Genomic DNA, 4,850 nt, shown 5'->3' on the forward strand with positions numbered 1-4,850 from the left:
GATCGGTGAGGAGCCGGACCGGGGGGAGGTCGGCCAGGTCGGGGGACACGAAGCCGAGCACGTCGGAGCGGTGCCCTCGGCGGGCGCGTCGGTCGACGGCGCACCGGTGGACGGCGCACCGGTCGAGGTGGAGTGCAGCGGTGTGGCGCTGGAGGTCGGCGTGCTCGACGGCGTCGCGGCGAACGCGGCGGTCGAGCCGAGCGCGACGAGTCCGAGGGCGCCGACGGCGATGCCGATGGTCAGGGCGCGCTTCTTCGGACGGCGCGGCCCGAAGCTCAAGCCCTTCTCGGCGGGGGTGGTCGACTCAGTCATGGGTGTCTCCTCGTTCCGGCCCGGTGCCGACCCCGTTCGGGATCGGTTGCGGCCGGTTCCATTTCAGATTCGAAGGCGAATCTGAAGCCGGACTTAAGAACAGACCCTCCACAGCAGACGCCGGGTGCGCCCCGATCCGCGGCCCCTAGGTTCGACCACATGCCCTCCTCCGCCCGTGTGCTCCTCATCGAGGACGACGACGCCATCCGCTCCTCCGTCGAGACCGCGCTGCGCAGCGAGCGCTTCACGGTCCGCGGTCTCGTCTCCGGCGAGGACCTCGCCCGCGAGCTGAGCACCTTCGCTCCGGACCTGGTGATCCTCGACTGGATGCTCCCCGGCCCGAGCGGCATCGTGCTCGCCGAGCGGATCCGCCGCAGCAGCGACGCGGCCGTGATCATGCTCACCGCCCGCGACGCGGTCGACGACCGCCTCCGCGGCTTCGACGAGGGCGTTGACGACTACGTGGTGAAGCCGTTCGTGCTCGCCGAGCTCGTCAAGCGCGTGACCGCCGTGCTGCGCCGCCGCGGCCGCATCCCGTCCGTCGTCGAGATCGGCGACCTCGTCGTCGACCCGGAGTCGGGCCGCGCCCGCCGCGGCGGCGTCGCCCTCGACCTCACCGCGACCGAGTTCCGCCTCCTCGCCTTCCTCGCCGGGAACCGCGGCCGCACCCTCACCAAGACCCAGATCCTCACGCAGGTCTGGGGCTACGACCACGTCGACCCGAACCTCGTCGAGGTGCACCTCAGCTCCCTCCGCAAGAAGATGGAGGCGCACGGCGACCGGCTCGTGCACACCGTCCGCGGCCTCGGCTACCGGGTGGAGGCGTGAGCCGCGCCCAGCCGGGCGCGCTGCGGACCGGCTCGCTCCGCCTCCGCACCGTCCTGGCCGTGCTCGCTCTGCTTGCCGTGCTGCTCCTGGCCCTCTCGGCGACGGTGCAGGCGGTGCTCGGCGAGCGCCTCCGCGACCAGATCGAGGAGCGGCTGCAGGACCGCGCCTCCGCCGCCGCCGCGCTGGTCGGCACGATCGCCGACGACGCCCTCGCCTCCCGCCTCTCGGCGCAGGGCGTCTCGGTGCGGATCACGAGCCCCGAGGGCGAGGACGTCGTGGCCGGGCCGAGCCCGGAGCAGCTGCGACTGGGCCCGGGAGCCGCCGATCAGCTCGGAGAGCCGCCGTCGCCGCCCGGCACGAGCTCCTCCTCCGGAGCCGTCCCGCCCCGAGCCGCCTCCGTCGCCGTCACCGTCGTCTCGAGCAGCGTCGCCGCCGACGACGAGCTGATCACCCTCGAGTCGACCCTCAGCGACGGCACCCGCCTCGAGCTCACCAGCGAGGCCGGATCGGTGGGCAGCACCCTCGCGCAGCTGAACGGGATCCTGCTCGCCGCGTCGGCCGTGTTCCTCGTGCTGGCCGCCCTCGCGCTGATCGTCGTGGTCCGCGCGACCCTCCGGCCCCTCGAGCGGATGACCGACGTGGCCCGCGACATCGCGCACGGCGACCGCGGGCGGCGGCTGCGCCCCTCCCGTCCGCGGACCGAGCTCGGCCGCACCGCGACCGCGTTCGACGAGATGCTCGACGACCTCGAGCAGGCCGAGCGCAGCGCCCTCGCCGCCGAGGCGACGGCCCTCGCGGCGGAGCAGCGGATGCGCGCGTTCGTCTCGGACGCCGCGCACGAGCTGCGGACGCCGGTCGCCGGCATCCAGGCCGCCGCCGACGCGCTCGTCCGCGGCGACGGCGGCGAGCAGGAGCGCGAGCGCCTCTCGGTGCACGTCGTGCGGGAGTCGCTGCGCGCGGGCCGCCTCATCCAGGACATGCTGCTGATGGCGCGGCTGGACGAGGGCCTGGCTCTGGAGTCGCGTCCGCTGGACCCGGCGGGCGTCGCCGAGGCCGCGATCGAGCGCCAGGAGCTGCGCCGCCCGGGCCTCGCGATCGAGCTGCACCGGCCCGCCGAGCCGCTCCTGGTCAGCGCCGACGCCGACCGGCTGGCTCAGGTGCTCGGCAACCTCCTCGAGAACGGTGCCCGCTTCGCCCGCTCCCGGATCGACGTCGCCGTCGAGGCGGCCGCCGACTCCGTCACGATCACCGTCGACGACGACGGCCCCGGCATCGCCGAGGCCGACCGCGAGCGCGTCTTCGACCGCCTCGTCCGCCTCGACGACGCCCGCAACCGCGCCGACGGCGGCTCGGGCCTCGGCCTGCCGATCGCGCGCGGGCTGGCCCGGGCCCTCGGCGGCGACCTCGTGGCGGAGGCGGGGCCCGTCGGCGCCCGCTTCCGGGTGACGCTGCCTCGCGCGGGGTGACGCCGCCCCGCTCCCCCTAGGCTCGACGGGCGCGCGGGCCCCGCTCCGCCGGGACGGCAGGAGTGGCTCCATGGACAGGGACGACGCGGAGCAGCGTGTCCGGCAGGCCCGCGACGAGGCCCCGAGGTTCGGGAGCGGTCCCCTGCTCGCCACCTTCACCGTCCGCCACCGCCGCGGACTCGACGTCGCCTTCGTGCTCGACGGCGCCGACGGGGACTTCCAGATCGGCATGGGCGCCGCGTCCGACGACTTCCGGAGCGTCCTCACCGTCGGCGTCGACCGCGAGGACGGCCGCATCCGCGGCGTCTCCAGCTGGACCGTCGACGGCCGCGAGAGCCGCGTGCCCGTGCGGATCCTGCACCGCTCCGCCACCGTGATCATCGTGGAGGCCGCTCCCCTCCCCCTCGACCGGCGCCCGTCCTCGCTCAAGTGCTGGTCCTTCCTCCGCCGGGCCTCCGCCGACCACCACTCCGACGTGCTCGGCTTCGTGTCCCCCGACCTGGCCGACCTCCCCCCGGTCCGGCTCCTCACCGATCCGCGGGCGCGGCGCGGGCGCTGAGCCGGCCTCGCGCGCGAGGGGACGGATCCCCGCCCGACCCGCAGGCGCCGGTGCGATCATGCGCTGACGTGATCCCGCCCGGAGGTCCGCCCGACCCGGAGGAGCGCTCGTGACGCAGGAGGTGCAGTCGACCCGGCTGCGGTCGCTCGGGAGCGAGGCGTTCTTCGGGGCGACGGTGGTCGTCGCGGCGGCGTGGTCGGGCGCCCGGGCGTTCCAGCTCTACGGAGGGTGGGGCGTGGTGCTTGCGGTGGCCGCGGTGATCGTCGCGGGGCTCGGCTTCGGGATCCGACGGCGCGTCGAGGAGCGGTGGTCCCGACCGATCCTCGAGAGGCTGCGGGCCGAGCATCCGGACGGCGGCGTCACCGCGGTGCTGAACACTCCGGAGACACTGGCCTCGCTGCGGACGCTCGCGGTCGCCGGAGCCGCGGTCGACCTCCCGGCGCTGCGCGCGGCGAAGCCGGACCCCGTGCTGCTGGCCGTCGTCACCGCGAGGGCGCTCTCGCTGTTCCGTGCCGACGCGGACCTCTCGCCGATCGCGTTCCTGCCCCTCACCGCCGGGGACGCCCCCGAGTCGGTGACGGGCTACCACCACGGTCACGCGCTCGCGGCTCCCGTTCTCACGGTCCGGCAGCAGGGGACGGAGCAGCGGCTCGCCCTCTTCCCCGCCGACGGCGCGCGGACGATCACCGGTGTCCTCGGCCGCTGAGCGAGGCCCGCTGCGCATCGCCGGGAGTCTCCGCCCCGCGGCGGATCCGGCAGCGCCGCGCCGCGCGTAGCGTCGGGCGATGGACATGTCACTGCTCGGCACCAGCGTGGTCGCCGCCCTGTGCGGGGCCGCGTATCTCGGAGTCGCGATCCTCGCGGTCGCGCAGGTCCTCCGCTCCGGCCTCGATCCCCTGCGGAAGGGCCTGTGGACGATCGCCGTCGTGGTGGCGCCCTTCCTGGGGTCGATGGCGTGGTTCCTCGTCGGGCGGCCCGGAGCGCGAGCCTGAGACGCGGCTCAGCCCGCACCCATGCCTACGATCACCGATCGCGCAAGCACCTGCTCGCGGGGCGCCCGCGCGTCAGCATGAGCGGGATGGACACGATCGAGGAGGCGGGCGCCTGGGCGCGCGCTCTGGTGCGCCGCGAGTTCGGCGTCGGCCTCGTCGACCTGGAGCCCGTCGTCGGCGGACTCGACCACGGAGCGCGCGTCTGGTGCGCGGCCGACGGCTCCGGGGCGCTGTGGAGCGTCAAGGCGTCGGCCCGCGACGGGCGCTTCGGCCTCGCGCTCTCGGCGTCGCTGGGAGAGGCGGGGGTGCCGGGCGTCGCGGCGCCGCACCGCGCCTCCGACGGGCGCCCCTGGGTGGAGGACCGTGGGCTGCGGGTCTCGGTCGCGCCGTGGATCCTCGGCGAGGACGCCGTCGACTCCGGCGAGGACGCCCTCGACTGGGAGGGGTTCGGCGCGGTCCTGCGCTCCGTGCACGACGCCGAGCCGCCGACCCTCGCGCCTCCCGTGCGGCGGGGCATCCGCCGCGTCCGCCGTCCGCTCGCCGACCTCCTCGCCGAGACCGACGAGAGGATCGACGCGCAGCCGGAGCCCCGCCCCCGCCTCACCGCGCTGTGGCGCGCGAACCGCTCCCGCCTCGACGCCCTCGCCGGCTCCGAGCGGCGGCTGAAGCGCGCCCGCACGCCCACCTCCCGCG

7 protein-coding genes are annotated in these 4,850 nt (G+C 75.7%); 6 read left to right on the plus strand and 1 reads right to left on the minus strand.

Annotated features, from left to right (window positions below; translation table 11 throughout):
* Nucleotides 1–312 (minus strand): hypothetical protein (locus C5C69_RS16445; protein WP_374953584.1); only part of this gene is annotated, 312 nt, incomplete at its 3' end.
* Nucleotides 313–471: 159 nt separating this feature from the next.
* Between C5C69_RS16445 and C5C69_RS16450 the strand changes: the two genes are divergently transcribed.
* The 6 genes from C5C69_RS16450 to C5C69_RS16475 all read left to right on the plus strand — a co-directional run.
* On the plus strand, nt 472–1,140 hold the full coding sequence (locus C5C69_RS16450) for a response regulator transcription factor (protein WP_104225192.1): 669 nt from the start codon (nt 472–474) through the stop codon (nt 1,138–1,140).
* Nucleotides 1,137–2,606: a cell wall metabolism sensor histidine kinase WalK gene (locus tag C5C69_RS16455; RefSeq protein WP_104258312.1), complete on the plus strand. Its 1,470-nt coding sequence runs from the start codon at nt 1,137–1,139 to the stop codon at nt 2,604–2,606. Before C5C69_RS16450 ends, C5C69_RS16455 begins: the two co-directional genes overlap by 4 nt.
* Before the next feature lie 70 nt (nt 2,607–2,676).
* Nucleotides 2,677–3,165 (plus strand): hypothetical protein, encoded by a 489-nt coding sequence (locus C5C69_RS16460; protein WP_104225194.1) that lies wholly within the window; start codon nt 2,677–2,679, stop codon nt 3,163–3,165.
* A gap of 109 nt (nt 3,166–3,274) precedes the next feature.
* Nucleotides 3,275–3,871 (plus strand): hypothetical protein, encoded by a 597-nt coding sequence (locus C5C69_RS16465; protein WP_104258313.1) that lies wholly within the window; start codon nt 3,275–3,277, stop codon nt 3,869–3,871.
* 79 nt (nt 3,872–3,950) lie between these two features.
* Complete coding sequence (locus tag C5C69_RS16470) at nt 3,951–4,157, plus strand: PLD nuclease N-terminal domain-containing protein (protein WP_104225196.1); 207 nt, start codon at nt 3,951–3,953, stop codon at nt 4,155–4,157.
* An 86-nt stretch (nt 4,158–4,243) separates the two neighbouring features.
* Nucleotides 4,244–4,850: hypothetical protein (locus C5C69_RS16475; RefSeq protein ID WP_219812394.1), on the plus strand; the 607-nt coding region annotated here is incomplete at its 3' end.

Source organism: Rathayibacter sp. AY1C7 (genome assembly GCF_002931865.1).
In the GTDB taxonomy this organism is placed as follows: domain Bacteria; phylum Actinomycetota; class Actinomycetes; order Actinomycetales; family Microbacteriaceae; genus Rathayibacter.